The sequence below is a fragment of the Brevundimonas mediterranea genome (genome assembly GCF_014196125.1).
In the GTDB taxonomy this organism is placed as follows: Bacteria; Pseudomonadota; Alphaproteobacteria; order Caulobacterales; family Caulobacteraceae; genus Brevundimonas; species Brevundimonas mediterranea.
Genome location: NZ_JACIDA010000004.1, coordinates 115,905 through 139,845 on the forward strand (window position 1 = coordinate 115,905; position 23,941 = coordinate 139,845).

Consider the following 23,941-nt stretch of genomic DNA (forward strand, 5'->3'; position numbering starts at 1 on the left):
ACAATGAACAGTGAGCCGAGCTGGGATCTGTACCGCACCTTCCACGCGGTGCTGCGCGAGGGGTCGCTCTCCGGCGCGGCGCGGCGTCTGGACATGAGCCAGCCCAGCATCGCCCGCCATATCGACGCCCTGGAGACGGCCCTGGGCGCCAAGCTGTTCCTGCGCACGCCCCGGGGCCTGTCCCCCACCGACGCGGCCCTGGAGCTGAAGCCCCTGGCCGAGCGGCTGGCCGCGACCTCGGCCGCCCTGCGCCGCACAGCGGAAGGTGGGGGCGAAGGCGGCGCCCTCTCCGGCACGGTGCGGATCAGCGCCAGCGAGGTGGTGGCGGTCGAACACCTGCCGCCCGTACTGGCCCGGATGCGTCAGGCCCATCCGGGGCTGGCGCTGGAGCTGTCGCCGTCCAACGCCCTGGACGACCTGTTGCAGCGCAAGGCCGATGTGGCCGTTCGCATGGTTCGGCCCGAGCAGCAGGCCCTGGTTTCGCGCCATATCGGCGCCCTGACCATCGGCCTGCACGCCCATCGCGACTATCTGGCGCGACGCGGGACGCCCCGGACCCTGGCCGACCTGAAGGATCACGACCTGATCGGCTATGATGTCGAAACCCCCGCGATCCGGGCGGCGATCCAGCAGTATCCAGCGCTGAGCCGCGACGCCTTCGCTCTGCGGGTGGACAGCGACGTGGCCCAACTGGCGGCCATCCGCGCCGGGTTCGGGATCGGGATATGTCAGACCGCCGTCGCAGCGCGCGAGCCCGACCTGGTCCGCGTCCTGCCCGACGCCTTTAACATCGAACTAGAGACCTGGATCGTCATGCACGAGGATCTGCGCGGAAACGCCCGCTGCCGCGCCGTCTTCGACGCCCTGGTCGAGGGTATGTCGGGGATCGTCGGATCCTCGGCGCGGTAGTCAGTCGGCCTTGAACAGAACCACGGCGGTCAGGCCGCCGCCGGGCGTGGTCTCCAGGCGGGCGCTCGCGCCCATCTGCTGAGCCAGGGAACGGGCGATCGCCAGGCCCAGACCGGAACCGCCGGTCTCGCGGCTGCGCGACGCCTCGCCCCGCGCAAAGGGTTCGAAGGCCTGGGCCTCGAACGCCGGCGACAGGCCGGGACCGTGATCGACGACCGTCAGCCGCCAGCGGTCGTCGTCGCGTTCGAAGCCGACCTCGGCGGAACCGGCGTAGGTCACGGCGTTCTCGATCAGGTTCTCGAGAATCCGGCGCAGGCCGCCCGTGTCGGCCTGGACCCGCCCTGTCTCCAGCCGTCCCAGGGTCACCGCCTGGCCCAGGGCGGCGCGTTCCCGCACCAGCTCCGTCACCAGTTCGGCGACATCGACGGGGGCGAGGACAGCGGGTCTTTCCTCGCCGCGCGCGACCAGTAGAACATCCTCGATCAAGGTGGCCATCAGGGCCACGTCCCGGTCCGCCCGCGCCCGCTGGTCCGGGTCTTCGATCAGGGCGACCCGAAGTCGAAGTCGCGTCATCAGGGTCTTCAGGTCGTGCGCCGCCGCCGCCAGCATCCGCATCCGCTCGCCCATCAGAGCCTGGATGCGCGCCCGCATGCGGTTGAAGGCCGAGGCCACGCGTCGGGCCTCGGCATGGCCGGTCTCGTCCATCGGCGGGGCGGCGAGATCGCCGGCGAAACGGTCGGAGGCGTCGGCGATGGCCTGCAGGTCGCGGGTCGCCCGGTGCACCATCCGCCACACCAGAAAGGCGGCCGTCAGCCCGACCAGCAGGTTGAACACCAGGGCGGCCATGGCCATGCTGCGGCGACGTTGCCCCAGGCCCGGCGCGACCACCAGCCTCTGGCCGTCCGCCAGCGCCACCGACACCGCATAGACGGCGGTCTGCCGCCCTTGGAGTTGGGGGCTGAAGCGGCGGCGATCTTCGGGAACCAGCAGCCGGACGTCGCGCGCCGCCAGCGCCGCCCCATAGCTGCGCAACAGCAAGGGCAGGGGGCCGCCGCGCACGCGGTAGCCGGCTGGAACCCCTTCGGCGATGAAGAAACGGGTGGCGTCGCCGTTCAGGGCCACCAGCAGGTCGTCCCGCTCCTGCGACGGCGTGCGATCCAGGGCGGCGGCGGCGGCGGCGATCCGCACCGGCACGGGCAGGCGCCATTCATCCTGATCGCCGCGCTGAAACCGCAGCAGGCCCAAAACGCTGACCGCCTGGAGCGCCACCACGACCAGGACCAGCGTCAGCGTCAGGCGGTTGGCGAGGCCCAACCGTCTCACGACTGGACCTCGACGTCTGCGGTGAACAGATAGCCGGCGTTGCGCACCGTTCGGATCAGGCGGGGCTCGCGGGGATGGTCGCCCAGCTTGCGGCGCAGGCGCGAGACCTGGATGTCGATGGAGCGGTCGAAGACGTCGGCCTGACGCCCCTTCAGCACGTCCATGATGTCGTCGCGCGACAGGACCTGCTGCGGGCGTTTGACGAAGGCGGCCAGCAGGTCGAACTCCCCGCCGGTCAACTCCACCGCCCGACCCTCCGCGTCGGTCAGGGCGCGCGAGGCGAGGTCCAGGCGCCAGCCGTCGAAGGCGAGATGACGGGCCGGGGGCCGGGGTTCGGCCCGATCGCGGCGGCGCAGCAGGGCCTTGACGCGGGCGACCAACTCGCGCGGCTCGAACGGCTTGGCTATATAGTCGTCGGCCCCGACCTCCAGCCCGACGACCCGGTCCAGGGGCTCGCCCCGCGCCGAGGCTATCAGCACCGGGACCGCGCCCTGGATGCGGCGGCAGACCGACAGGCCGTCCTCTCCCGGCATCATCAGGTCCAGGATCACCAGGTCCGGGCGCCGAACCGTCCAGGCCGCCCAGAAGGCGGCGGCGTCAGGAAAGGCGGCGCACTCCAAGCCCTCGCGCGCCAGCAGGGCGCAGACCAGATCGCGGATTTCCGGGTCGTCCTCGACCAGATGTATCAGAACCGTCGTCATGGCCAAGCTTTGGCGCAACCCCCTTCGCCACGCCAGTGGGGGATACATGCTGTTACGCGCAGGCGCCGTCGCGACACACCCCTGGCGGTCGGGTCTGTCAGTCTGCAGTCGTCCGGAACAGGCCGGACCTTTGAAAAAGGAACCTGCCCATGACCGCCCATCGTCCCTTCATCATCGCCGCCGTATCCGGTCTTCTGGCCGTGGCGGGCGTCGCCGCCATCGCCGACAGCGCTGAGGCCCAGTCGCGATCACGCCAACGCTCGAGCAGCGTCAGCGGCGCCAATCACAGCGCCGCCAGCAGCTCCAGCATCTACCGCAGCCCCGGCTCGACCTCAGTGTCCCGCTCGGGCACGGTCGATGGCCAGGCTTGGTCCAGCGGGCGTTCGCGCACCACGGTGGACACCGGCGACGGCTACGCCACGACCGCCGTCCACACCGGCCCTGCCGGCAACACCCAGACCCGGACCAGCACGGTTTCGTCCGGCGAAGACGGCTACAGCCACGACTCCTCGGTCCAGACCTCGAACGGCTATGGCTACAACCGCCAGGTCGACGCCTCGCGCGACGAGAACGGATCCACGGTAAACCGCTCGGCGGTCACCAATAGCGGCGCCTCGCGCAGTTCGACGGTCACTCGCCCTTACTGAACCTGTCCCTGTTTCCCAGTTCGGGCGGAGTTCTTCATCCTGTTCACCGCCCGTCGCCCCGGCCGCATGCCCCCTGCGGCCGGGGCCCCTGTTCTCCTGATAGAGGTCACGATGAAAACCCTCTTCTTCTCCGCCCTGATCGCCGCCGCCATCGTCGCAACAGCCAGTCCTGCCCCCGCCCAGACCCGGCCCCCGGCCGACGCCGGCCGCGCCCTGTTTCAGCAGGCGGACGTCAACAATGACGGCCGTCTGTCGCGGGTCGAGTTCGATGCGGCGCGCGAGGGTCGGTTCGCCCGGGCCGACGCCGACCGCGACGGCCGTCTGACGATGTCCGAACTGCGCGCCCTGCGCCCGGACGGCGCCCCCGCGCCGCAGCGGCGCCCCAGCCGCGACCAGATTCGGAAGCTGCGCGCCATCGATCGCAACAACGACCGCGCCGTCGATCTGAACGAGTTCCGCGCCCTGAACGGCGAACGCTTCGCCGCCGCCGACCGCAACCGCGACGGCTTCGTCACCCGAGACGAGATCGCCGATCTGGCGCGCGCCATGACCTTGGGCGGTTGAGGCCCTTAGCCCCGGTGTCGGAGGTCCAGAACGTCCTGACTCGGTGCGGGCTTGCGCGTCAGGGGCACGCGCTTCAGCCACAGTTTCAGCGCCTCCCAATGGATCGCGGCCACGACCTTCAGCGTCAGCAGGGGCATGGACAGGGCGGCGGCGGTCAAGGCGCGGTCGGACATGGCCCGGCGCGCGCCGTTCATGCTGGTGGCGATCAGCAGGCCCTCGCTGTCCGAACCATTGATGGCCAGGCCCAGGGTTTCGCCCGGCGTCTGGCCCTTGAAATCATAGCTCATGCCCATGTCCATGAAGGGCGAGACATACAGGCGCTTGTCGGTCTGTTGCCGGAACCGGCCCGCCTGGGCGTCGGCCGCCAGGACGGGCAGGACATAGGATCGCCGCTCGCCGAAGGTGCTGGTGACCTCATAGACCATGGCGGCCAGCCGTCCGTCTTCGTGATGGCAGTAATAGAGGCTGATCGGGTTGAAGACGAAACCGAAGACGCGCGGCATGGTCAGAAGGCGGATCGCGCCCCGGCCGACGTCCACCCCGACCTCGGCCAGCCGCGCCTCGATCTGGGCACGCAGCGGGCGTTCCGAGCTGTCGCCGTGGTCCTGGTCGTGGAAGGACAGCAGGTTGAACCGGTTGCGCGAAAAGGTCTTCAGCCGCGCGTCCAGGGCGTCGATCTCGGCCAGGTCCAGCATAAGCCAGAAGACGCGGTAATTTAGCCGGTGCGGCGTCGGCCGCAGGCGGGCGTGAAACACCCTGCCGACATAGAGGGCCGAATCTGTCACGCCGCCCGTTCCATCTGGACAGAGGGTGAGGACAGATGGATGCGGCCGCTCTCGTTCTCGACGGTCCAGGGACGACGCACCCCGCCCAGCTGTTCGGCCACCGCCAGGCCGGATTGAAGCCCGTCCTCGTGGAAGCCGGCCCCGAAATGGGCGCCGCAGAACCAGACGCCGCCCTGGCCCTGAAGGCTCCACAGCGACTTCTGCGCCTTGATGGCGGCGGGGTCGAAGATCGGATGCTCGTACAGTTCACTGCGCAACAGGGTTCCGGCGGCGGGCGGACGTGGCGGGTTCAGGGTGACGAACAGGTCCTGGCCCGGCAGGCCTTGCAGCTTGTTCATCCAGTAGGTGACGCACAGGCCGCCGTCCGCGCCGATATAGTTCCACGAGGCCCAGGCCCGCCGGCGTTTCGGCATCAGGCCCGCGTCGGTGTGCAGGATGGTCAGGTTGCGGCTGTAGCGGAAGGCGCCCAGCAGGTCGCGCTCCTGCGGGGTGGGGGCCGCCAGCATGGCCAGGGCCTGGTCCGCATGGGCGCCGATGACGACATGGTCGAACCGGTCCTGGGCGCCGGTCGTGTCGTGGACCACGACGCCGCCGTCGACGCGCTGGACCTGGTCCACCCCGCGCCGGAGCCGGACTGCGTCGCCCTTTTGCCCGGCCCCGACCTGACGGGCCAGTTCCTCGACATAGGCCCGGCTGCCGCCGACGACGGTGCGCCACAGGGGCCGGCCGACCAGTTTCAGCAGGCCGTGGTTGCCGCAGAAGCGCAGGAAGGATTCCGCCGGATAATCCATCAGCGTATGGGCCGGCGACGACCAAATGGCGGCGGCCATCGGCAGCAGGTGGTCGTCGCGGAAGGCCTCGCTGAAGCCCTCGCGCTTCAGATACTGGCCCAGGGTCACGTCGCTGTCGCCCAGGGCGGCCATGCCGCCGGGCGCCGAGCGATAGAAGCGCAGGATCTCCTTCAGCATCGACCAGAAGCGCGGGCGGAACAGGTTGCGGCGCTGGGCGAACAGGGCGGGCGCGGCGTATTCGAACCGGCCCTGATCCAGAGACACGGCGAAGGACATGTCGGTGGCCCGCGTCTCGAGCCCCAGATGGGCGAACAGGGCGATCAGGTTCGGATAGGTGGCGTCGTTGAAGACGATGAAGCCGGTGTCCACCGCGGTCTCGCCGGTCGGGGTGCGGACGTCCACGGTGTTGGAATGGCCCCCCAGCCGGTCGTCGCGTTCATAGATCGTCACGTCGTGGCGCTTCGACAGCAGCCAGGCGCTGGACAGGGCGGCGATCCCCGAGCCCACGACGGCGATCCGCAGGCGCGGACCGGTCTCGCTGGAAGGGGACGACAAGGGCATAAAGGCTCCGCACGACGGGCTACAGGTGGCGAAGATACGCGCCGCGCACGCGGCCGGATCACGAAATGATCCAGACTTTCGCCAGAACCGTACTAGGTTCCATGCATGGACAGGTTTCAACCTATCAGCGGATTCGGCCACCCGTGACGGCTGTGGGCGGCGAGCATGACCGGCTGATCGAGGCGGTGGCGCTGCGGCGCGACCGCGAGGCTTTCGCGCGCCTGTTCGAACATTTCGCGCCCCGCCTGAAAGCCTATCTGATGAAGGCCGGCGCGCCCGCGGGCGCAGCCGAGGACTTCGCCCAGGACGCCATGCTGACCGTGTGGCGCAAGGCCGAGCTGTTCGACAGCTCGAAGGCCCGGGCCGCGACCTGGATCTTCACCATCGCCCGCAACCGACGCCTGGACGTGCTGCGTCAGGACGCGCGGCGCACCCCGATGCCCGAGATCGAACTGTCGCAGGAAGAGCCCGAACGGCCGGACCAGATCGTGTTGATGGCCGAGGACGCGCTGCGGCTGAAGTCCGCGATGGCGCGACTGACGGCGGATCAGATCGAGGTTCTTCGTCTGGCCTTCTTCCAGGACAATCCCCATTCCGAAATCGCCCGGCGGCTGGACCTGCCGCTGGGCACGGTTAAATCCCGAATACGCAAGGCCATGATCAAACTGCGCACCCTGCTTGACGATGAAAAGGGAGGCGAGGCATGACCGGCGGTCACAACCCTTCTGAAGAACGGCTCCTGGCCTATGCGGCCGGCACGTTGAGCCCCCCCGAGGCCGTGGTGGTCGCCGCCCACCTGGCGATACGGCCGCAGAACGACGCCTGGGTCCGCGCGCTTCAGGCCGTGGGGGGCCGGCTGCTGGACGATCTGGAGCCCGAGCCGATGCCCGACGACGCCTTGGCCCGCGTCCTGGCGCGCGCCGAGGCCGACGCCGGACAGGTTCTGGCCTCCACGCCCCTGAACGACATGGTCGGACTGCCGGAACCCCTGCGCCGTTACGCGCTGGGACCGTGGCGATGGCTGGGACCGGGTATGCGCGCCCGCGACGTCCATGCGCCGCGCGACGGCGACTGCCGCGTCATCCTGCTGGAGATCGGGCCGGGCCGTGAGACGCCGCGTCATACCCATGGCGGGATCGAACTGACCTGCGTCATCCACGGCGCCTACGCCACCGAAACCGCCCGGTTCGACGTCGGCGACTTCGAAGAGGCGGACACCGAAGTGCTGCACCAGCCGCGCGTGGTCTCGCCCGACCCCTGCCTTTGCGTGGTGGCGCTGGACGGGCAGATCGAACTGGACGGCTGGCTGGGCAGGCTGATGCAGCCGTTCATCAAGCTGTAGGCGAGACCGCACCGGGATCGACCATGTGAAGGTCCGGTTCCGGGCCCGGAAGGCTGCGGCTGACTCCGCATCCCAAACGCCCTTCGCATGGACGGGGAGGGCTCTCCACCGCTTGGCGGCTCCCCTAGGACTTCCTCAACCGCTTGGCGTTGGCGACGGCCGTCTTGTGGATTGGGGCGAGGGCGTCGGTCTGGGCCTGGGTCATTTCGGCGTTCAGGGTCAGGGCCTGGCCGGCGGCGCGGCTCCACCAGCCCAGGGCGTAGCGGAACTGGGCCTGGGCGGCTTCGGCCGGGGTCCGGGCGCCGGCGATTTCAGTCGCCGCCTGCAGGGCGCGTGCGCCTTCGTCCAAGGCGGCCTGGCCCAGGCGTTTGCCGACGGTCCCGGCGCTGGCGGCGAGCGCGGCGGCGGAGGCGGACAGGGCCTCGGTCTTTTCCGAGCTCATCAGCGACAGTTCGACCCTGTCCTGGCCGGCCGGATCGGTCAGGCCGTGGACCATCAGGGTGGTGCGCGCCGCGATGACCTCGGCCGAGGCGGACAGCATTTCGGCGCCCAGAACAGCCGGTGTTGGAACGCCGGTGGCGCAGGTCTTGCGGGTCAGGACGCGTCTCCGGGCCGGGCCTCGGCGGCGAAGGCCGCGACGTCGGACAGCAGGGCGGGTACGGCCAGGTCGATGATGCGGCGGCCCTTTTCAGGGCTGGCCTGGGCCGGGTCGGAGCCGATGCGGCCGTCGGGGAAGCGGGCGCGATAGTCGAGGGCGTCGCGGATCGGGCCGCTGGGCGCGATCTTGGGAGCGTATTCCGCCGTCTTGATCCGGTCGGGATAGGCGGCCTGGGTCACGGCGATCTCGGACGGGGTGGCGTGCATGCCGTGGCCGGTCGGGAAGATCGAGTTGCACAGACCCTGGACGCCCGGCAGGTCCCACCAGTTCTTGAGCTTGAGAACGAACGGCGGCGCCTCCTCGACGAAGCTCCATTCGGCGTAGATTTCCGAGAAGGTCGCCTCGATGGTGGCGACGTTTCCGCCGTGGCCGTTGAGGAAGTAGATCCGCTCGAACCCGTGCCGGCTCAGCGACGAGACCCAGTCGGTGATAGCCGCCATGAAGGTGGAGGGCCGCAGGCTGATGGTGCCGGCGAAGGCCAGGTGATGCTGGGCCATGCCGATGTTGAAGGTGGGGGCGACCATCAGGGCGGCGTCCGAACGCTCGGCCTCGTGGGCGATGATCTCGGGGCACAGCCAGTCGGTGCCCAACAGGCCCGTCGGCCCGTGCTGCTCGTTGGAGCCGATGGGCACCACGACCGTCTTCGACAGGGGCCGGCCCGACGCGATCTGGGCGTCGATCTCGGGCCAGGACGACAGGTGGATCAGCATGGGCGAACTCCTTTACGCGACGGGTCTCAACTAGCCTGATCCACCGTCGGCGCATAGGCCGTGACGAAGATCCTCGCGGCCTCTCGGGCGCGATGGGCGCGGTGGTCGGCGTCGATCTGGGGCACGTTCAGCATAGACCGCAAATGAGCGTGACCCAGGACCAGGCCGGTGAACATCTCGGCCGCCTCGTCGGGGTCGGGCACGCTCAGCCGTCCGGCGCGGGTCTGCTCCGCCAGCCAGGCCGACAGCAGGCTCAGGCTGCGGCGCGGCCCCGCCTCATAGACCGTCCGGGCCAGTTCGGGCGCATCGGCAGACAGCAGCACCACCCCGCGCATCGAACTGACCTTGTCGGGGTGACAGACCAGCGTCAGCAGGCCCTGGGCGAAGGCTTCGAGCACGATCAGGGGCGATCCGCTCGTTCTCAGCGGCGCCACGATCGCCTCGGCCCTCTCATGCGCCATGGCCTTGGCGATCTCCAGCTTGGAGGCGAAGCGGTTGTAGACCGTCTGTTTCGACACCCCGGCGAGGCGGGCGATCTCCTCCATCGACGCCGAAAGCCCCTTCTCGGCGAACAGGGTCGCGGCCGCCTCCAGTATGGCCTCGCTCTTCTTCTCGTCGACCTGGCCCCGGCGGCGCGCCATCAGTGGGCGTCCGAAGGCGGGGCGCCCGGCTGGGCCTTGACCGGCTGGGCCAGCAGGGTGACGAAAGCGGCGCCGGCGCACATGATCCCCAAGAGAGCGAAGGCGTCGCCGAAGGCCATGGTCGTGGCCTGTTTCTGCAAAATTCCATAGACGGCCTTCAGGGCCGAGGCGGCCGGGTCGATGGTGCCCGCGAACCTCTGGGCCATGCCGGCCATCATCTGACGCATGGCCTGATCGCCCTGGGCGATGCCGCTGGTCAGTTCGCCCAGATGGAGGGCGGTGTTGGTGGTCAGGCCGGTGTTCAGGATCGCCAGGCCGAAAGCGCCGCCGACGTTGCGCGACAGGTTCACCAGGCCCGAAGCGTTCTTGACCATGTGCGGCGGCAGGGTGGCCATGGTCACCTGCTGCGAGGCGATCATCGCCAGCATGACGCCGACGCCCCGGAAGGCCTGGACCGAGGCGAACTGCCAGAAGCCCCATTCGTCCGTGACCAGTCGCGCCTCCCACATGCCCCAGGCGCACATCATGAAGCCGCCGAACATCAGGATGCGGGCGTCCATCTTGCGCACCAGCCGCCCGGCGAAGGGGGCGGTGGCGAACATGGCAAGGCCGGAAACCACCATGGTCGTGCCCACCTCGGCCGACGAATAGTCCCGAACCCGGCCCAGGAACAGCGGCAGGAGGAAGGTGCCGCCGAACAGGGCGAATCCCACCGTAAAGGTCATGATGAAGCCGACCAGGAAGTTGCGGTTGGTGAAGGCGCGCAACTCGACGATCGGCTGGCGATAGGTCAGAGAGCGCCAGACGAAGACGGGCCCCGCCACGGCGGCGACCACCGCCAGCAGCAGGATGGAGGTATCGTCGAACCAGTCATTCCTCGCGCCCTCCTCCAGCACATACTGCATGCTCATCAGGAAGGCGGCCATGAAGCCCAGGCCCCACCAGTCGAACCCCTTGGCCAGGGACGGATCGCCCTTGTCGAAGTTTCCGTAGCGGCCGACCAGGAAGAGGACCAGCAGGCCCGGCGCGACATTGATGAAGAAGAGCCAGCGCCAGCTGAGCCATTCGGTCAGGTGTCCGCCCAGGGTCGGGCCGACGGTCGGGGCCAGGGTGACGATCAGGCCCATGACCACGCTGGCCGTGACCCGCTTGTCCGGCGGAAAGGCGGTGAAGGCCACGGCGAAGACGGTCGGGATCATGGCCCCGCCGACGAAGCCCTGGATGGCCCGGAACAGGATCATCGTGTCGATGGAGGTCGACAGGCCGGTGGCGATGCTCATCAGGACAAAGCCGGCGCACGAGGCCAGGAACAGCTTCTGGGTGCCCCACAGTCGCGACAGGAAGCCGGACAGGGGGATCATCACCACCTCGGGGATCAGATAGGCGGTCTGGATCCAGCTGATCTCGTCGGCCGAGGCGCCGACCCCGGCCTGAATCTGGGGCAGGGAGGCGGCGACGATCTGGATGTCCAAGATGGCCATGAACTGGCCCACCACCATCCCGGCGAAGCCGAGCAGCAGCATGGTCCAGTTGATCTCGGGATGGCCGGCGACGGGGTTCTGCGGCGTGGCCCCGCCCCCAGCCCCGCCTCCAGCCGTGGGCGGGTTGGCGGTGGTCACGGGCGGGGCGTCCCGATGGAGGCCTCGGCGAAGCTCTGGCCGCCTTCGCTCTTCAGATCCACCTTGACGTCCACCGACAGGCCGGGACGCAGGGCCAGGCCGCGGTCCGCGCCGCCGACGACGATGCGGACCGGGACGCGCTGGGTGATCTTGGTGAAGTTGCCGGTGGCGTTCTCGACCGGGATCAGGGCGAATTCCGAGCCGGTGGCGGGGGCGAAACTGTCGATCCGGCCCTCGATCTTGCGACCGGGGAAGGCGTCGGCGGAAATCTCGACCGTCTGGCCAAGGCGCATCCGATCCAGCTGGGTCTCCTTGAAGTTGGCCACGACATAGGTCTGGGTCAGGGGCACGATGGACAGCAGCTGGGTCCCGGCGTTGACATACTGGCCGGGGCGGACGCTGCGGGCGCCGACGACGCCGGCGATGGGGGCGCGGATGACGGTGCGTTCCAGGGCGATGCGGGCGGTCTCGACGCCGGCGCGGGCCTGTTCGACGGCGGCGACGCTCTGTTCGCGGGTCGAGCCCAGCACACCGGCGGTGCGTTGTTCGGCGACCAGGGCGGCCTGGGCCTGTTGCACGCTGGCGTCGGCGGTGGCGGCCGAGGCGCGTTCGGTCTGGATCCGCTGCTGTGAGACCCAGCCCTGCTGGGCCAGCTTGCCGTAGCGGTCGACCTCGGCGCGGGCCAGGCCGGCCTGGGCGCGGGCCTGGGTCACGGCGGCGGCGCGGGCGGCGATGGCGGCCTGTTCCTGCGCGGACTGGGCGTCGACATTGCCGACGGCGGCGAGCGCGGCCTGGAGATTGGCCTCGGCGCGGGCCAGTTCGGCGCGCTGATCGCCGTCGTCCAGCTTGACCAGGACCTGCCCGGCCTCGACCCGCTGGTTGTCGCCGACCAGAACCTCGGTCACGCGGCCGGCCAGTTGCGGGCTGATCAGGGTGGTGTCGGCCTGGACGAAGGCGTTGTCGGTGCTTTCCCACCTCTGGCCGTTCATCCACCAGACGATCCCGCCCGCGATCAGGGCGAGGCCGACGATGACCGCGGCGAACAGCGGCAGGCGTTTCTTCAGTTCAGGCGACATGGGACATCCGGGGGAGGGTGCGGCGTTTTGAAGCGGGGCTAAAATGGACGTCGCCGTCCAAAAATCAATGTCCAATCGACAGATGCCCGATCACGCGTGGTTTTCGTGTATGTCCCGCCTCATGAACGACCACGCTCGAGCCTCGAATCCGCTGCCGTCCGAGGTCGATGTGGTGATCGTCGGCGCAGGCGCCGCCGGGATCGCCGCCGCGCGACGGCTGATGCGGCCCGGCCTGTCGGTCCTGGTGCTGGAAGCCCGCGACAGGGTCGGCGGCCGCGCCTGGACGGCGCGGGTCGAGGGCGAGGGCCTGGACATGGGCTGCGGCTGGCTGCACTCGGCCGACGACAATGTTCTGGCCGGGCGGGTCGAGGCCGAGGGGCTGACGCTGGACCAGACGCCGCCGCCGTGGCGGACCCAGGCCTTCAATCACGAGATGACCCGCGCCGATCAGGCGGAGTTCGGCGAGGCCTTCGCCGCCTTCGATCAGCGCGTGAGCGAGGCGGCCGCCCTATGTCGGGATGGGCGGGGCGAGGATCGGCCGGCGTCCGACTTCTTCGACCCGGACTGTCGCTGGAACGCCCGGATGGACGCCATCTCGGGCGCGCTGAACGGGGCGCGGTTCGCCGAGGTGTCCAGTCTGGACTACGACGCCTATGGCGACACCGGGGTGAACTGGCGGGTGCGCGAGGGCTATGGCCGACTGATCGCCCGGCTGGGCGACGCCGTGTCCGACGCGGTGGTGCGGGACTGCGCCGTGCGTCGGATCGACCGGTCCGGCCCGCTGCTGCGGCTGGAGACCAGCCGGGGCGAGCTGACGGCGCGGGTCGTGATCGTGACGGTTCCCAACAGTCTGATCGCCAGTGAGACGGTGCGGATCGATCCGCCGGTTCCGGCCTGGCTGGAGGCGACGGCGGGCGTGCCGCTGGGGCTGGCGTCCAAGGTGCATATGACGGTGCGGGGGGCGGGCGATTTCCAGCCTGACACCCAGCTGTGGACGCGCACGGACACCGCCGAGACCGGCGGCTATCATCTGCGGCCGTTCGGGCGGCCGATGATCGAGGCCTATTTCGGGGCCGGACTGGCCTGGGGGCTGGAGGCGGAAGGCCCCGCCGCCCTGGTCGATTTCGCCGTGTCCGAACTGGTCGCGGCCCTGGGGTCTAACATGAGGCGCAGGCTTGAGGCCGTGGCCGTGTCGAACTGGGGCGTCGATCCCTGGTCGCGCGGCGCCTATTCCCACGCCCTGCCGGGCCATGCGGGAGACCGGGCCAAGTTACGAGTGGCGGTGGAGGACCGGATCTTCCTGGCCGGCGAGGCCACTGCGCCAGTCTATTACGGCACGGCTCACGGCGCCTGGATGGAGGGCGAGCGGGCGGCCGATGCAGCCCTGACCACCTTGGGTCTTGACCCGCGTCGCGACGACGGCGACAGCGAGGCATGAAGCCGACCAAGGCCCGAAAACCTGTCGCCAAGCCGCGCAAACCCGGTCCGAAACGCCCGGCGGTGATGACCGGCGCCTCCGTGCCCGTCCTGCGCTGGCCCCCGGACGAGGACCGGGTCGAGACCATTTTCGAGCGGCTGTCCGGGATCATGCCCGAGCCGAAGACCGAGCTGAACTTCTCCAACCCCTTCACCCTGGTGGTCGCCGTGGCCCTGTCGGCCCAGACCACGGACGTCGCGGTCAACAAGGCCACCGACCGCCTGTTCCAGGTCGCCGATACGCCGGAGAAGATGCTGGCCCTGGGGGAAGAGGCGCTGATCCCCTACATCGCCTCTATCGGCCTGTACCGGGGCAAGGCTCGCAACGTCATCGCCCTGTCCCGCCTGGTGCTGGAGAAACATGGCGGCGAGGTTCCGCTGAACCGGACCGATCTGCAGGCCCTGCCCGGCGTGGGGCGCAAGACGGCCTCGGTGGTGCTGAACGAGCTGGGAATCGAGGCCGCCATCGCCGTGGACACCCATGTGTTCCGCGTCTCGCACCGGCTGGGCCTGGCCAATGCGGGCACGCCGGACAAGGTGGAGGCCCAGCTGTTCAAGGTCGTGCCCGGCCAATGGCTGCCCAAGGCGCATCACTGGCTGATCCTGCACGGCCGCTACACCTGCACGGCGCGCAAGCCCAAATGCCTGGCCTGCGCGATCGCTGACCTATGCCCGTCACGGGCGGGGCTGATGGCGTGGGGGGAGGCGGGCTAGGACGGCTCCACCACCAGGCCTGGATTGACGGCCAGGCGCGCCGCCAGTGTGTCCAGCACACGCTGGGCTGTTTCCAGATCCGACTGTGGAATATCCCCGAATATGCGGTCACGCATTTCGGAGGCGAGGACGTCCAGCTCCATCAGGGCTTCGCGCCCGGCGGGCTCGATCATGATCAGACGCACACGACCGTCTCCGATCATGCGGTGACGGCTGACGAAGCCCAAGCGCTCGAGCTTGTCGAGCTGCCGGGTCAGGCTGGGGCCGGAAATCTCCAGACGGCTCGCCAGTTCTGTCTGGGTCAGGCCTTTGGGCGACTCCTCCAGGAAGTAGAGCAGGCTGGTTCGCGCCGTTCCCTGGCCGCAGGCCTGTCGCGCTTCAGCGGCTACGCTCTGGAAGCGCCGAGCCGTCAAGGTGATGGCGAAAGCGATTTTCAGTTGCAGAACTTGGCGGGGCGATAATCCTGTAGAAAGCAACTGTAACAATGGAGGGTCCTTGGGCGGCGATATTCAGGGTTGATAGATCGTTTATCGTGCTGTGCAGCGCTTATTCCAAGTACGGGTGAATGCAGTATTTGGATGCTTGTCGAGACTAAATACATGGGCGCCGCGTCGTAACGAATTGATGTCAAGCTTCACGCCATCAACTCTCGCGTAGAACGACCGTCATGAAATCCTTCTTCCAGCCCCGAACCTCCCCCGAAGCGGCGGAGGCCGCTGAGCTGCGCAGCATGATGGCGGCGGTTCAGCGGTCGCAGGCCGTGATCGAGTTCGAGCTGGACGGCACCATCATCACCGCCAATCCGAACTTTCTGGCGGTGATCGGCTATGAGCTGGCCGAGGTTAAGGGCCGCCATCACCGCATGCTGATGGACCCTGCCGAGGCCGCCTCGCCCGCCTACACGGACTTCTGGCGACGGCTGAACGCGGGCGAATTCATCGCTGATAAGTTCATCCGCTACGGCAAGGGCGGCGCCCGTGCCGTGATCGAGGCCAGTTACAACCCGATCTTCGGCGCTGACGGCAAACCCTACAAGGTCGTCAAGTTCGCCACCGACGTCACGGCGGCTGAGGTCGAGCGCGAGCGTCGCGCCGAGGCTGATCGCGTGGCGGCCGAGGTTCAGGCTTCGGTCGTCCAGGCCACGGGGCGCGGCCTGTCGGCCATGGCGGCCGGCGACCTGTCCTATCGCATCGCCGAAACCTTCCCCGGCGACTACGCCATTCTGCGCGAGGACTTCAATCGCGCCATGGCGGCCCTGGACGAGGCGGTCGCCGTCATTCGCGGCAATGCGGGATCCATGCAGTCGGGCGCCAATGAAATCAGCAGCGCAGCCGAGGATCTGTCGCGTCGCACCGAACGTCAGGCCGCCGGTCTGGAACAGACCGCCGCCGCCCTGGACGAGATCACCGCCACCGTGCGCAAGGCGGCCGAGAACGCCCAGGCTGCGGATGTGGTCGTGGGCCAGACCCGCACCCAGGCCGAGACCGGCGGCGCCGTCGTCCAGCGCGCCATCACCGCCATGGGCGAGATCGAGAAATCCTCGGATCAGATCGGCCAGATCATCGGCGTCATCGATGAAATCGCCTTCCAGACCAATCTTCTGGCCCTGAACGCCGGGGTCGAGGCGGCGCGGGCCGGTGAGGCTGGGCGCGGCTTCGCCGTGGTCGCTTCGGAGGTTCGCGCTCTGGCCCAGCGGTCGGCGGAATCGGCGCGCGAAATCAAGACTCTGATCTCCACCAGCAGCACCCAGGTCAAGGGCGGGGTCGTGCTGGTGCGCGAATCCGGCGAGGCCCTGTCGGCCATCGCCTTGCGCATCAACGACATCACCCATCTGATGGGCGAGATCCGCGCCTCGACTCAGGAACAGGCTCTGGCCCTGGCCGAGGTCAATACGGCCGTGAACGAGATGGACCAGGTCACCCAACAAAATGCTGCGATGGTCGAGGAATCGACCGCCGCCAGCCTGAGTCTGAGCCGCGAGGCTTCGGACCTGACGCAACTGGTCGGACGGTTCCAGGTCAGCGAAGACGGCGCCGACCGCGCGCCGGCGCCGATCCGCGAGGCACACGCCCGGATCGCGGCCTTTGCGGCCGACCGTGCGCCGGCCCGTTCGCGCCAGGCGGGCGTCTAGCCCCCCAGCCGTTCGCTGACGGCGCGGGCGAAGCCTGCGCCGGCGGCCGGATCGTGGTCCAGATAGAAGTCGGGCTCGATCAGTTCGGCCTCCATCAGCACCCAGGCGCCCGAGTCGTCGCGCGCTAGGTCGATGCGGGCGTAGAGCAGCGGCTCCTCGATGGCGGTCAGCACCTGTTCGGCCAGGGCCAGGGCCTCCGCGTCCGGCGTCACGGCCGTGTAAAGGCCGCCGAACTGGATCTGGATGCGGAAGTCGCCGGGGACCGGCTGCTTGTTGACCGCATGGCTGAACCGGTCGCCGAAGAAGAGCAGCGAGGTCTCGCCCTCGGTCTCGATGGATTTCAGATAGGGCTGGATCATGGCCGGGCCTTCCGGCGCCTCGGTCAGGGTCTGGCCGGGCGTGAGACGCTGGGTGCGGAAGGCGCCGGCCGAGACGGTCGGCTTGACGATCAGCACCGGGGCTCCGGTTTCCGCAAAGGCCGCATCCACCTGGTCCTGAGTGATCGCCTCGCTCCACCGCGTCGGCGGAATGGGCACGCCCTTGTCGGCCAGTCGCGACAGATAGGTCTTGTCCGAGTTCCAGCCCAGCACCGACGCCGGATTGGCGACCGGCAGGCCGGCCTCGGTCCAGGTCGCGCAAGCCTTCAGCCAGCGGGCGTGGTCGCGGTGATAGCCCCAGGCGATGACGGGCAGGATCAGGTCGTAGGCCGCCAGACCCGAGGCGTCCTCGATATGATCGGTCCAGGGCGTCGCCGTAACCGTCGCGCCGGTCCCTTCCAGCGTCGCCGTCAGCCGGGCCAGCACCTCGGGCCAGCGGCCGATGTAGGATTTGTCGGCGGGGTCGGGGGTCAGAACGGCGATCTGGGTCATGACGCCTCCGTATCGCAACCCGCCGACGCATATAAGGGCTTCCTTATATGTTTTCGGGTGACGTTCGGGTCTTCAACCGCTAAGGCGCGACCATGACCCAGAATACCGCCCAATATGACGTCTGCGCTGTCGGCAACGCCATCGTCGACGTGCTCAGCCCCTGCGACGCCGCCTTCCTGACGGCCCAGGACCTGGCCCCCAACTCCATGCAACTGGTCGACGCCGAACGCAGCGCCGCTCTGTACGACGCCATGGCGCCGGGGGTCGAGGCCTCGGGCGGTTCGGCCGGCAACACCGTGGCGGGCGTCGGCTCGTTCGGTGGGCGCGCCGCCTATATCGGCAAGGTGGCCGACGACACCCTGGGCGAGGTGTTCAGCCACGACATCCGCGCCGCCGGCGTCCACTTCGACACCCCGGTCCTGACCGGCGGGGCCGACAACGGCTTCGGCACCGGCCGCTGCCTGATCAACGTCCTGTCGGACGGGGCGCGCACCATGGCCACCTTCCTGGGCGCCGCCAACCAGTTGTACGCCGACGACATCGACGAGGCCCTGATCGCATCCAGCGAGATCGTCTATCTGGAAGGCTATCTGTTCGACCCGGCCCCGGCCCGCGCCGCCTTCGAACGCGCCGCCGCCGCCGCGCACAAGGCGGGCCGCAAGGTGGCCATCACCCTGTCGGACACCTTCGTGGTCGCCCGCTGGCGCGCCGAACTGCTGAGCTTCATCGAACAGTCGGCCGACATCGTCCTGGCCAACGAGGCCGAACTGGCCGCCCTGTTCGAAACCGAAGATTTTGACGACGCCGCCGCGAAACTGGCCGCCATCGTCGAGATCGCCGCCGTGACGCGCGGCGAGCACGGCTCGGTGGTGATCGCCGGCGACGAGCGGGTGACGGTCGCCGCCTATCCGGTCGCCAAGGTGATCGACACCACGGGCGCCGGCGATCAGTACGCCGCCGGCTTTCTGCTGGGCGTCGCGCGCGGCCTGACACTGGAAGAGGCCGGCAAGCTGGGCTCGCTGGCCGCGTCCGAAGTCATCGCCCACTGGGGCCCGCGCCCGATGGTGAAACTGGCCGATCTGGCCGGTGAAGCCGGGTTGAGGCTGTAAGACCTGCTCCGTTCTCCCCTTGCGGGAGAAGGTGGCCCGAAGGGCCGGATGAGGGGTCCGCCGGTGGGCCAACTCGCACCACCGCGCCCCTCACCCTTTCGCGCAAGGACGACGGCTTCGCCGCCGTGCGCTCAAGCCCTCTCCCGGCGGGAGAGGGTGCGCCGTATCAGCTCTTCCACCTCAGGGTCGTGGGCTGGATCGGGTTGACGAACAGCCGACCCTCGGCGCGGCTCTTGGCCCATTCGCGCTTCAGCTGCTGGTACCATTTGGCCTGTTTGTCGGCGTCGTCGATCCAGATCAGGGCGGGGTCGTAGCGCAGGCCCTCGTTCTGCAGATTCACCATGCCGCCGTCCTGTTTCAGGAAGGCGACCACCCCCATGCGCAGGAAGGGTTTGGCCAGGTCGAAGACCCAGTGGTCGGACCAGAAGATCTGGGTGATGCGGGTCTTGGTCTCGCTGATCGGGGTCAGGCAGGTCAGAGCCAGGACCTGTTTTTCGCCCACCTGGATATGCTCCCAGCGATAGCCGGGCAGGCGGAAGGTGATCTCCGTCGCGGGGGCGCCGCCCAGGATCTTGTACAGGCGGCTGTTCGACGAGGGGGCGTGGCGCACCATGGCCCAGCCGTACTCGGCGGGGGCGAAGGCCTTGGCCTTTTCGTGCATCGAATGTTCGGACCGCCACCACCATTGCTGGTGGACATAGGGGCCGTGGGCGGGGTCCATCAGGCCGACGACGGCGTGGTCGATATGGCTGTCGAACTCCATCGCCTCGACCAGTTTGGCCTCGCCGCCGACCACGCCGGGGAAGAGCGGCGGCTCGTGGTCGGGCTGCATCGGATTGCGGGCGTCCGACGCCATCCAGACGAAGACCATCCCCTGGCTTTCACGCACCGGATAGGACCGGACCTGGATGCGGTTCGCCTCGAACGCCTGGTCCTCGACCAGGGAGGGGATGGCGGCGCAGACGCCGTCGGGCCGGAAACGCCAGCCGTGATAAGGGCATTCGATGGTCTCGCCCTCGCCGGGCTTCTCCACTAGTTTCCCGGCCGACAGCGGCGCGGCGCGGTGGGGGCAGATGTCGCGCATCGCATAGACGGCCCCGGCGCGGGTGCGGCCGACCAGGACGGGTTCGCCCATGATCTCGTAGCGTTTCAAACCGGCCGGGGCGACGTCGCGCGACAGGGCGACGAAATACCAGGCGTCGGCGACGAATCCCTTGCCGAAGGGCTGGGCGCCCGCCTTGGAGGGGGCGGCTTCGGCTTGAGGGGACTGGACGGGGGGAGCGTCTACAGGCTTCATGAGCGCCTTCTAACAGAGGGACGCGGGGTCTGTCCTCCTGGAGCTCGTAGAGAACTTTACAAAACAAAGTAAGGGCGGCATAAGGGCCGTCTCACAGGGGAGTTTCGCCATGTTTCGCGCCTTAGGTTTCGCCGCCGTGCTGTTCGCCGCCACCGCTGTTCAAACTCCGGCTGGGGCCCAAGACGGGCATGGGGCCCATCCCGAGGCCGGCCACGGTCATCATCACGCGGAGTTCGCCTCCGACCGCATCCACGTCCGCGTGGACGGGGATATGGACGGACGCGACATCATTCTGATCCCCGGCCTCAGCTCCTCGCCCGAGATCTGGCAGGGGACGGTGGATCACCTGACGGCCCAGGACGGCGTCGGCTGGCGCGTCCATCGCATCCATGTCCAGGGGTTCGCCGGCGCCCCGGCCGAGGGCAATGCTCAAGGCGCGACGCCGACGCCGGTCGCCGCCCCGGTCGCCGAGGAGATCGCCCGCTATATCCGCGAGCAGGGGCTGATCAAGCCGGCCGTCGTCGGCCATTCGATGGGCGGGACCATCGGCCTGATGTTGGCGGCGCGCCATCCGGATAGCGTCGGCAAGCTGATGGTGGTGGACATGATCCCCTTCATGGGCGCCATGTTCGGCCCGCCCGGAACCACGGCCGAGGCGGTGACGCCGGTCGCCGACCAGATCTACGCCGCCCAGGCCAATAGCCCGCGCGAAGCCTATGTCGCCCAAGCGACCACGGCCATCACCGGCATGATCAATACCGAAAGCCGCCGCGAAGAGGCGCTGGAAGACATGCGCGACAGCGACCAGAAGGTCTCGGCCGCCGCCTTCCGCGAACTGATCACCATGGACCTGCGGCCCGAACTGACCAGGATCACGGCCCCGACCGAGGTGCTGTACGTCAAGTTCAACGACCCGCGCATGACGCCCCAGATCACCGACGCCGTCTATCAGATGTCCTACGCCGGCCTGCCCGGCGTGACATTGAAGCGGATCGACGACAGCGCCCATTTCATCATGTTCGACCAGGCCCAGGCCTTCTACGGCGAACTGGACGCCTTCCTGGCGCGATGAGCCAGCCGGCGGCGGATCGGATCGTTGGCCTGTACGAGGACAGGGCGGCCGACTGGATCAGGGATCGCGGCGCGGCCCTGTATTCCGGGTCGCGCGGGCTGGACGAGGCGAAGTGGCTGGATCGTTTCGTCGCCGACCTGCCGCCGGGCGCGTCTATTCTGGATGTCGGATGCGGCTCGGGCTGGCCGATCGGCGCAGCCTTGCTGGAGCGGGGGTTCAGAGTTTTTGGGCGTGATTCCTCGTCGGCCCTGATCGCTCATGCACGGGAAACCCTGCCGGGCGGCGTCTGGGAGACCGCCGACATGCGCGACCCGCCGCCGGACGGCGTGTTTGACGGCGTTCTGGCCTGGCACAGCCTGTTCCACCTGACGCCCGAGGATCAGGGGCGTGTCCTGCCCGCTCTCGCTCGTCTGGTGGCGGACGGCGGGCAGTTGATGTTCACCAGCGGCCCCGCCCATGGCGAGACCATCGGCGAATGGCGCGGCGAACCGCTTTATCATGGCAGTCTGGACCCGACCGACTATCGCGCCATGCTGGCGGCGGCGGGCTTGGCGATGGAGGCCGACGGCGCCGAGACCGGGGTCTGGCTGGCGCGACGCGCCTTTCTTTCGGCGAAATAGCCGCTCACGGTCGCGTGATATCGGCGGAGCCGTTTCGGCGGCGGTTCATACGCGATACATGTCCGTAGAGCTTAATCCCGCTGAACGCGGCACTGAAGGAAAGTCATGGCGGGTCCAGGGTACGGGGGCGGGCAGCAGGGCGGCGCAAAGCCGGCCCGCACGCCGTTGCAGAAGGCGCTCTACTGGGGCGCGGTGCTGGCCGTCTGGGGGTTGATCTTCCTGGTGGTCTTCTTCGCCGTGTTCGCGCGCGGCCTGCCCGACACGTCCAGCCTTTACAATGTCGATCGTCAGCCCTCGATCACCTATCTGGACCGCAACGGCGCCCTGATCGCCACCCGGGGCACCCAGATGGCGCCGCCCGCCGATCTGGACGCCCTGCCCGACTATGTGCCGGCGGCCTTCATCGCCATCGAGGACCGGCGTTTCTATCACCACCCCGGTTTTGACCCCATCGGCATGATGCGGGCGGCGGCGACCAATATGCGCGCCGGCCGAGTGGTTCAGGGCGGTTCCACCCTGACTCAGCAGCTGGCCAAGAACCTGTTCCTGACGCCCGACCAGAATCTGCGCCGCAAGGTGCAGGAGCTGATGCTGGCCGTCTGGCTGGAGATGAAATTCTCCAAGAAGGAGATCCTGGCCCTGTATCTGAACCGGGTCTATTTCGGCGCCGGCGCCTATGGGATCGAAGCGGCGTCGCAACGCTATTTCGACAAGTCGGCCAAGGATCTGACCGTCGGCGAGGCCGCGCTGCTGGCCGGGCTGCTGAAGGCGCCCTCGCGCTACTCGCCCGTGTCCGAGAGCGAGCGGGCCGCCACCCGCGCCACCGTCGTGCTGAACGAGATGGAAGAGGCCGGGGTCATCACCGCCGCCCAGCGCGAACAGGCCGTGACCCAGCCGATCATCGTGTCGCGCACCCTGGCCACCCAGCACGCCCAGTATTTCATCGACTGGCTGGACCAGTCGATCCGCGGCCTGGTCGGCGAACCGACCGAGGACATGGTGGTCGAGACCACCCTGGACCTGACGCTGCAGACCGCCGCCGAACGTTCGGTGCGGCGCATCCTGGACCGCGACGAGGGCAAGGGCGTGGAACAGGCGGCCCTGGTCGCCCTGGACGGCGACGGCCGGGTGCGGGCCATGATCGGCGGCGGCTCCTATGCCGACAGCCAGTTCAACCGCGCCGTCGAGGCGCGGCGTCAGGCGGGCTCGGCCTTCAAGCCCTTCGTCTATCTGGCGGCGGTCGAGGCCGGCTATACGCCCCAGACCCCGGTGGTCGATCAGCCGATCACCATCGGCAACTGGTCGCCCAAGAACTATTCCAACACCTTCAGCGGAAACATGACCCTGGCCCAGGCCGTGGCCCAGTCGACCAATACGGTGGCGGCCTATGTCGCCGACCAGATCGGGCGCGACAGCGTGGCCCGCGCCGCGCGGCGCCTGGGCATCGAGAGCCGGATCGGCCTGGAGCCGGCCATGGCCCTGGGCGCCGTCGAGGTCTCGCCGCTGGAGATGGCCACCGCCTATGACGCCTTCTCGAACGGCGGCCGCCGGGTCGAGGCCTATGGCATCAGCCGCATCCGCACCCCCCAGGGTCGGGTCATCTATCAGCGGGCCAGCGGCCAGAGCGGCCAGGCGATCAACAATCCGTCGCTATATTACATGAACGAGATGCTGCGCGGGGTCATGACCTCGGGCACCGGGCGTAGCGCGGCCATCGCCGGGCGCGATCTGGCGGGCAAGTCGGGCACGACCTCGGACTACAAGGACGCCTGGTTCGTCGGCTACACCGGCGGCTTCGTCACCGCCGTCTGGGTGGGCAAGGACGACAACACCGCCATGCGCGGCGTGACCGGCGGCTCGTCGCCCGCCGCCATCTGGAAGGGTTTCATGGAGGCGGCCCTGCCGCGCCTGAACGCGCCGCGCATCCCGGACGGCCCGCCCATGCCCGAGGGCTGGACCGCGCCGGATCCTGTCGGCGATCTGATGTCGGGTCTGGGCCAAGGCGGCCTGGACGAAGGGGGAACCCCGGTCGAGCCGGTCGATCCGAGCCTGGGCGTCCCCTATGTGGAAGAGCCGGCCCAGCAGCCGTCTCAACCGTCGTCGAGGCCGCCGGTCGTCCGTCCCACCTCGCCCCAGCCCGCTCCGCGCGACACGCCGGACCAACAGCTCGAAGGCCGTTTGCCGGCCGAGAAGCGAAGCGACCCGTTGTTCTTCTAGTCCTCCCCCTTCGGGGGAGGGGGACCGCCGCGCTCTTCGCGCGGGGGTGGAGGGGGGGCGACACAGGCTCGCTGTTTGAATGCGCCGCCTTAGCTGCGCTCTCTTGCCC

Annotated in this window: 24 protein-coding genes; 12 read left to right on the forward strand and 12 right to left on the reverse strand. The window is 68.8% G+C overall.

All coding sequences use genetic code 11. From position 1 onward, the window contains the following. Window positions 1-3 precede the first annotated feature (3 nt). Window positions 4-909: a LysR family transcriptional regulator gene (locus GGR11_RS16135; RefSeq protein WP_183198720.1), complete on the forward strand. Its 906-nt coding sequence runs from the start codon at window positions 4-6 to the stop codon at window positions 907-909. Here the strand turns inward: GGR11_RS16135 and GGR11_RS16140 are convergent, their stop codons facing one another. Together GGR11_RS16140 and GGR11_RS16145 are read right to left on the reverse strand one after the other, a co-directional pair. Further along, window positions 910-2,232, reverse strand: a complete 1,323-nt coding sequence (locus GGR11_RS16140) for an ATP-binding protein (protein WP_183198722.1) — start codon at window positions 2,230-2,232, stop codon at window positions 910-912. It abuts the gene before it with no gap. Then, window positions 2,229-2,933, reverse strand: a complete 705-nt coding sequence (locus GGR11_RS16145; protein ID WP_183198724.1) for a response regulator — start codon at window positions 2,931-2,933, stop codon at window positions 2,229-2,231. The genes GGR11_RS16140 and GGR11_RS16145 overlap by 4 nt, the downstream gene beginning before the upstream one ends. Window positions 2,934-3,082: 149 nt before the next feature. Between GGR11_RS16145 and GGR11_RS16150 the strand changes: the two genes are divergently transcribed. Further along, entirely contained in the window at window positions 3,083-3,580 is a 498-nt protein-coding gene (locus GGR11_RS16150) for a hypothetical protein (RefSeq protein WP_183198725.1), read from the forward strand. 111 nt (window positions 3,581-3,691) lie between these two features. Next, complete coding sequence (locus GGR11_RS16155; protein WP_183198727.1) at window positions 3,692-4,144, forward strand: EF-hand domain-containing protein; 453 nt, start codon at window positions 3,692-3,694, stop codon at window positions 4,142-4,144. A 5-nt stretch (window positions 4,145-4,149) separates the two neighbouring features. Here GGR11_RS16155 and GGR11_RS16160 read toward each other — a convergent pair whose 3' ends face one another. Both GGR11_RS16160 and GGR11_RS16165 read right to left on the reverse strand, forming a co-directional pair. After that, complete coding sequence (locus GGR11_RS16160; RefSeq protein WP_183198729.1) at window positions 4,150-4,929, reverse strand: DUF1365 family protein; 780 nt, start codon at window positions 4,927-4,929, stop codon at window positions 4,150-4,152. Further along, window positions 4,926-6,281 (reverse strand): NAD(P)/FAD-dependent oxidoreductase, encoded by a 1,356-nt coding sequence (locus GGR11_RS16165; RefSeq protein WP_183198731.1) that lies wholly within the window; start codon window positions 6,279-6,281, stop codon window positions 4,926-4,928. Before GGR11_RS16165 ends, GGR11_RS16160 begins: the two co-directional genes overlap by 4 nt. Before the next feature lie 143 nt (window positions 6,282-6,424). Here GGR11_RS16165 and GGR11_RS16170 point away from each other — a divergent pair, with 143 nt between their 5' ends. Further along, the gene (locus GGR11_RS16170; RefSeq protein ID WP_343051160.1) at window positions 6,425-6,988 is read left to right on the forward strand and encodes a sigma-70 family RNA polymerase sigma factor; all 564 of its coding nucleotides are present in this window, start codon (window positions 6,425-6,427) and stop codon (window positions 6,986-6,988) included. Beyond that, entirely contained in the window at window positions 6,985-7,623 is a 639-nt protein-coding gene (gene chrR, locus GGR11_RS16175; protein ID WP_183198734.1) for a cadmium/peroxide/UV radiation responsive anti-sigma factor ChrR, read from the forward strand. Before GGR11_RS16170 ends, chrR begins: the two co-directional genes overlap by 4 nt. A gap of 124 nt (window positions 7,624-7,747) precedes the next feature. Here the strand turns inward: chrR and GGR11_RS16180 are convergent, their stop codons facing one another. The 5 genes from GGR11_RS16180 to GGR11_RS16200 are packed head-to-tail and all read right to left on the reverse strand — an operon-like array spanning window position 7,748 to window position 12,327. Further along, the gene (locus GGR11_RS16180) at window positions 7,748-8,164 is read right to left on the reverse strand and encodes a phasin (RefSeq protein ID WP_183198736.1); all 417 of its coding nucleotides are present in this window, start codon (window positions 8,162-8,164) and stop codon (window positions 7,748-7,750) included. A 53-nt stretch (window positions 8,165-8,217) separates the two neighbouring features. After that, on the reverse strand, window positions 8,218-8,991 hold the full coding sequence (locus GGR11_RS16185; protein WP_183198738.1) for a creatininase family protein: 774 nt from the start codon (window positions 8,989-8,991) through the stop codon (window positions 8,218-8,220). Between the two features lie 26 nt (window positions 8,992-9,017). Continuing rightward, the gene (locus GGR11_RS16190) at window positions 9,018-9,632 is read right to left on the reverse strand and encodes a TetR/AcrR family transcriptional regulator (protein ID WP_183198741.1); all 615 of its coding nucleotides are present in this window, start codon (window positions 9,630-9,632) and stop codon (window positions 9,018-9,020) included. Further along, window positions 9,632-11,251 carry a DHA2 family efflux MFS transporter permease subunit gene (locus tag GGR11_RS16195; RefSeq protein WP_183198743.1) on the reverse strand — a complete coding sequence of 540 codons (1,620 nt, stop codon included), beginning with the start codon at window positions 11,249-11,251 and terminating at the stop codon, window positions 9,632-9,634. Before GGR11_RS16195 ends, GGR11_RS16190 begins: the two co-directional genes overlap by 1 nt. Further along, the gene (locus GGR11_RS16200; RefSeq protein ID WP_183198744.1) at window positions 11,248-12,327 is read right to left on the reverse strand and encodes an HlyD family secretion protein; all 1,080 of its coding nucleotides are present in this window, start codon (window positions 12,325-12,327) and stop codon (window positions 11,248-11,250) included. Before GGR11_RS16200 ends, GGR11_RS16195 begins: the two co-directional genes overlap by 4 nt. Window positions 12,328-12,448: 121 nt before the next feature. Between GGR11_RS16200 and GGR11_RS16205 the strand changes: the two genes are divergently transcribed. Both GGR11_RS16205 and nth read left to right on the forward strand, forming a co-directional pair. Beyond that, window positions 12,449-13,765 carry a flavin monoamine oxidase family protein gene (locus GGR11_RS16205; RefSeq protein WP_183198747.1) on the forward strand — a complete coding sequence of 439 codons (1,317 nt, stop codon included), beginning with the start codon at window positions 12,449-12,451 and terminating at the stop codon, window positions 13,763-13,765. Continuing rightward, window positions 13,762-14,517 (forward strand): endonuclease III, encoded by a 756-nt coding sequence (gene nth, locus GGR11_RS16210; RefSeq protein ID WP_183198749.1) that lies wholly within the window; start codon window positions 13,762-13,764, stop codon window positions 14,515-14,517. Before GGR11_RS16205 ends, nth begins: the two co-directional genes overlap by 4 nt. Here nth and GGR11_RS16215 read toward each other — a convergent pair. After that, window positions 14,514-14,930, reverse strand: a complete 417-nt coding sequence (locus GGR11_RS16215; RefSeq protein WP_183198751.1) for a MarR family winged helix-turn-helix transcriptional regulator — start codon at window positions 14,928-14,930, stop codon at window positions 14,514-14,516. The genes nth and GGR11_RS16215 overlap by 4 nt on opposite strands. A 254-nt stretch (window positions 14,931-15,184) precedes the next feature. Between GGR11_RS16215 and GGR11_RS16220 the strand changes: the two genes are divergently transcribed. Further along, complete coding sequence (locus tag GGR11_RS16220) at window positions 15,185-16,648, forward strand: methyl-accepting chemotaxis protein (RefSeq protein ID WP_183198753.1); 1,464 nt, start codon at window positions 15,185-15,187, stop codon at window positions 16,646-16,648. Here the strand turns inward: GGR11_RS16220 and GGR11_RS16225 are convergent. After that, window positions 16,645-17,517, reverse strand: a complete 873-nt coding sequence (locus GGR11_RS16225; protein WP_183198755.1) for an ATP-grasp domain-containing protein — start codon at window positions 17,515-17,517, stop codon at window positions 16,645-16,647. The two genes, GGR11_RS16220 and GGR11_RS16225, sit on opposite strands and share 4 nt — an antisense overlap. A 92-nt stretch (window positions 17,518-17,609) precedes the next feature. Here GGR11_RS16225 and GGR11_RS16230 point away from each other — a divergent pair, with 92 nt between their 5' ends. Continuing rightward, complete coding sequence (locus GGR11_RS16230) at window positions 17,610-18,626, forward strand: adenosine kinase (protein ID WP_183198757.1); 1,017 nt, start codon at window positions 17,610-17,612, stop codon at window positions 18,624-18,626. A 166-nt stretch (window positions 18,627-18,792) separates the two neighbouring features. Here the strand turns inward: GGR11_RS16230 and GGR11_RS16235 are convergent, their stop codons facing one another. After that, the gene (locus GGR11_RS16235) at window positions 18,793-19,923 is read right to left on the reverse strand and encodes an aromatic ring-hydroxylating oxygenase subunit alpha (protein ID WP_183198759.1); all 1,131 of its coding nucleotides are present in this window, start codon (window positions 19,921-19,923) and stop codon (window positions 18,793-18,795) included. 109 nt (window positions 19,924-20,032) lie between these two features. Between GGR11_RS16235 and GGR11_RS16240 the strand changes: the two genes are divergently transcribed. The 3 genes from GGR11_RS16240 to GGR11_RS16250 all read left to right on the forward strand — a co-directional run bounded on the left by GGR11_RS16240 (window position 20,033) and on the right by GGR11_RS16250 (window position 23,832). Next, the gene (locus GGR11_RS16240; RefSeq protein WP_183198760.1) at window positions 20,033-20,995 is read left to right on the forward strand and encodes an alpha/beta fold hydrolase; all 963 of its coding nucleotides are present in this window, start codon (window positions 20,033-20,035) and stop codon (window positions 20,993-20,995) included. Next, window positions 20,992-21,615 (forward strand): class I SAM-dependent methyltransferase, encoded by a 624-nt coding sequence (locus GGR11_RS16245; RefSeq protein ID WP_183198764.1) that lies wholly within the window; start codon window positions 20,992-20,994, stop codon window positions 21,613-21,615. The genes GGR11_RS16240 and GGR11_RS16245 overlap by 4 nt, the downstream gene beginning before the upstream one ends. A gap of 105 nt (window positions 21,616-21,720) precedes the next feature. Further along, window positions 21,721-23,832 carry a transglycosylase domain-containing protein gene (locus tag GGR11_RS16250; RefSeq protein ID WP_183198766.1) on the forward strand — a complete coding sequence of 704 codons (2,112 nt, stop codon included), beginning with the start codon at window positions 21,721-21,723 and terminating at the stop codon, window positions 23,830-23,832. The last annotated feature ends 109 nt before the right edge of the window (window positions 23,833-23,941 follow it).

Excerpts from the sequence above, each read along its gene's own strand:
- GGR11_RS16235 (WP_183198759.1), bottom strand. The coding sequence starts at position 19,923 with ATGAAGCCTGTAGACGCTCCCCCCGTCCAGTCCCCTCAAGCCGAAGCC.
- nth (WP_183198749.1), top strand. The coding sequence starts at position 13,762 with ATGAAGCCGACCAAGGCCCGAAAACCTGTCGCCAAGCCGCGCAAACCC.
- GGR11_RS16220 (WP_183198753.1), top strand. The coding sequence starts at position 15,185 with ATGAAATCCTTCTTCCAGCCCCGAACCTCCCCCGAAGCGGCGGAGGCC.
- GGR11_RS16250 (WP_183198766.1), top strand. The coding sequence starts at position 21,721 with ATGGCGGGTCCAGGGTACGGGGGCGGGCAGCAGGGCGGCGCAAAGCCG.
- GGR11_RS16225 (WP_183198755.1), bottom strand. The coding sequence starts at position 17,517 with ATGACCCAGATCGCCGTTCTGACCCCCGACCCCGCCGACAAATCCTAC.
- GGR11_RS16180 (WP_183198736.1), bottom strand. The coding sequence starts at position 8,164 with ATGCTGTCCGCCTCGGCCGAGGTCATCGCGGCGCGCACCACCCTGATG.
- GGR11_RS16245 (WP_183198764.1), top strand. The coding sequence starts at position 20,992 with ATGAGCCAGCCGGCGGCGGATCGGATCGTTGGCCTGTACGAGGACAGG.
- GGR11_RS16185 (WP_183198738.1), bottom strand. The coding sequence starts at position 8,991 with ATGCTGATCCACCTGTCGTCCTGGCCCGAGATCGACGCCCAGATCGCG.
- GGR11_RS16200 (WP_183198744.1), bottom strand. The coding sequence starts at position 12,327 with ATGTCGCCTGAACTGAAGAAACGCCTGCCGCTGTTCGCCGCGGTCATC.
- GGR11_RS16190 (WP_183198741.1), bottom strand. The coding sequence starts at position 9,632 with ATGGCGCGCCGCCGGGGCCAGGTCGACGAGAAGAAGAGCGAGGCCATA.
- GGR11_RS16240 (WP_183198760.1), top strand. The coding sequence starts at position 20,033 with ATGTTTCGCGCCTTAGGTTTCGCCGCCGTGCTGTTCGCCGCCACCGCT.
- GGR11_RS16155 (WP_183198727.1), top strand. The coding sequence starts at position 3,692 with ATGAAAACCCTCTTCTTCTCCGCCCTGATCGCCGCCGCCATCGTCGCA.
- GGR11_RS16230 (WP_183198757.1), top strand. The coding sequence starts at position 17,610 with ATGACCCAGAATACCGCCCAATATGACGTCTGCGCTGTCGGCAACGCC.
- GGR11_RS16205 (WP_183198747.1), top strand. The coding sequence starts at position 12,449 with ATGAACGACCACGCTCGAGCCTCGAATCCGCTGCCGTCCGAGGTCGAT.
- GGR11_RS16145 (WP_183198724.1), bottom strand. The coding sequence starts at position 2,933 with ATGACGACGGTTCTGATACATCTGGTCGAGGACGACCCGGAAATCCGC.
- GGR11_RS16150 (WP_183198725.1), top strand. The coding sequence starts at position 3,083 with ATGACCGCCCATCGTCCCTTCATCATCGCCGCCGTATCCGGTCTTCTG.
- GGR11_RS16165 (WP_183198731.1), bottom strand. The coding sequence starts at position 6,281 with ATGCCCTTGTCGTCCCCTTCCAGCGAGACCGGTCCGCGCCTGCGGATC.
- chrR (WP_183198734.1), top strand. The coding sequence starts at position 6,985 with ATGACCGGCGGTCACAACCCTTCTGAAGAACGGCTCCTGGCCTATGCG.
- GGR11_RS16135 (WP_183198720.1), top strand. The coding sequence starts at position 4 with ATGAACAGTGAGCCGAGCTGGGATCTGTACCGCACCTTCCACGCGGTG.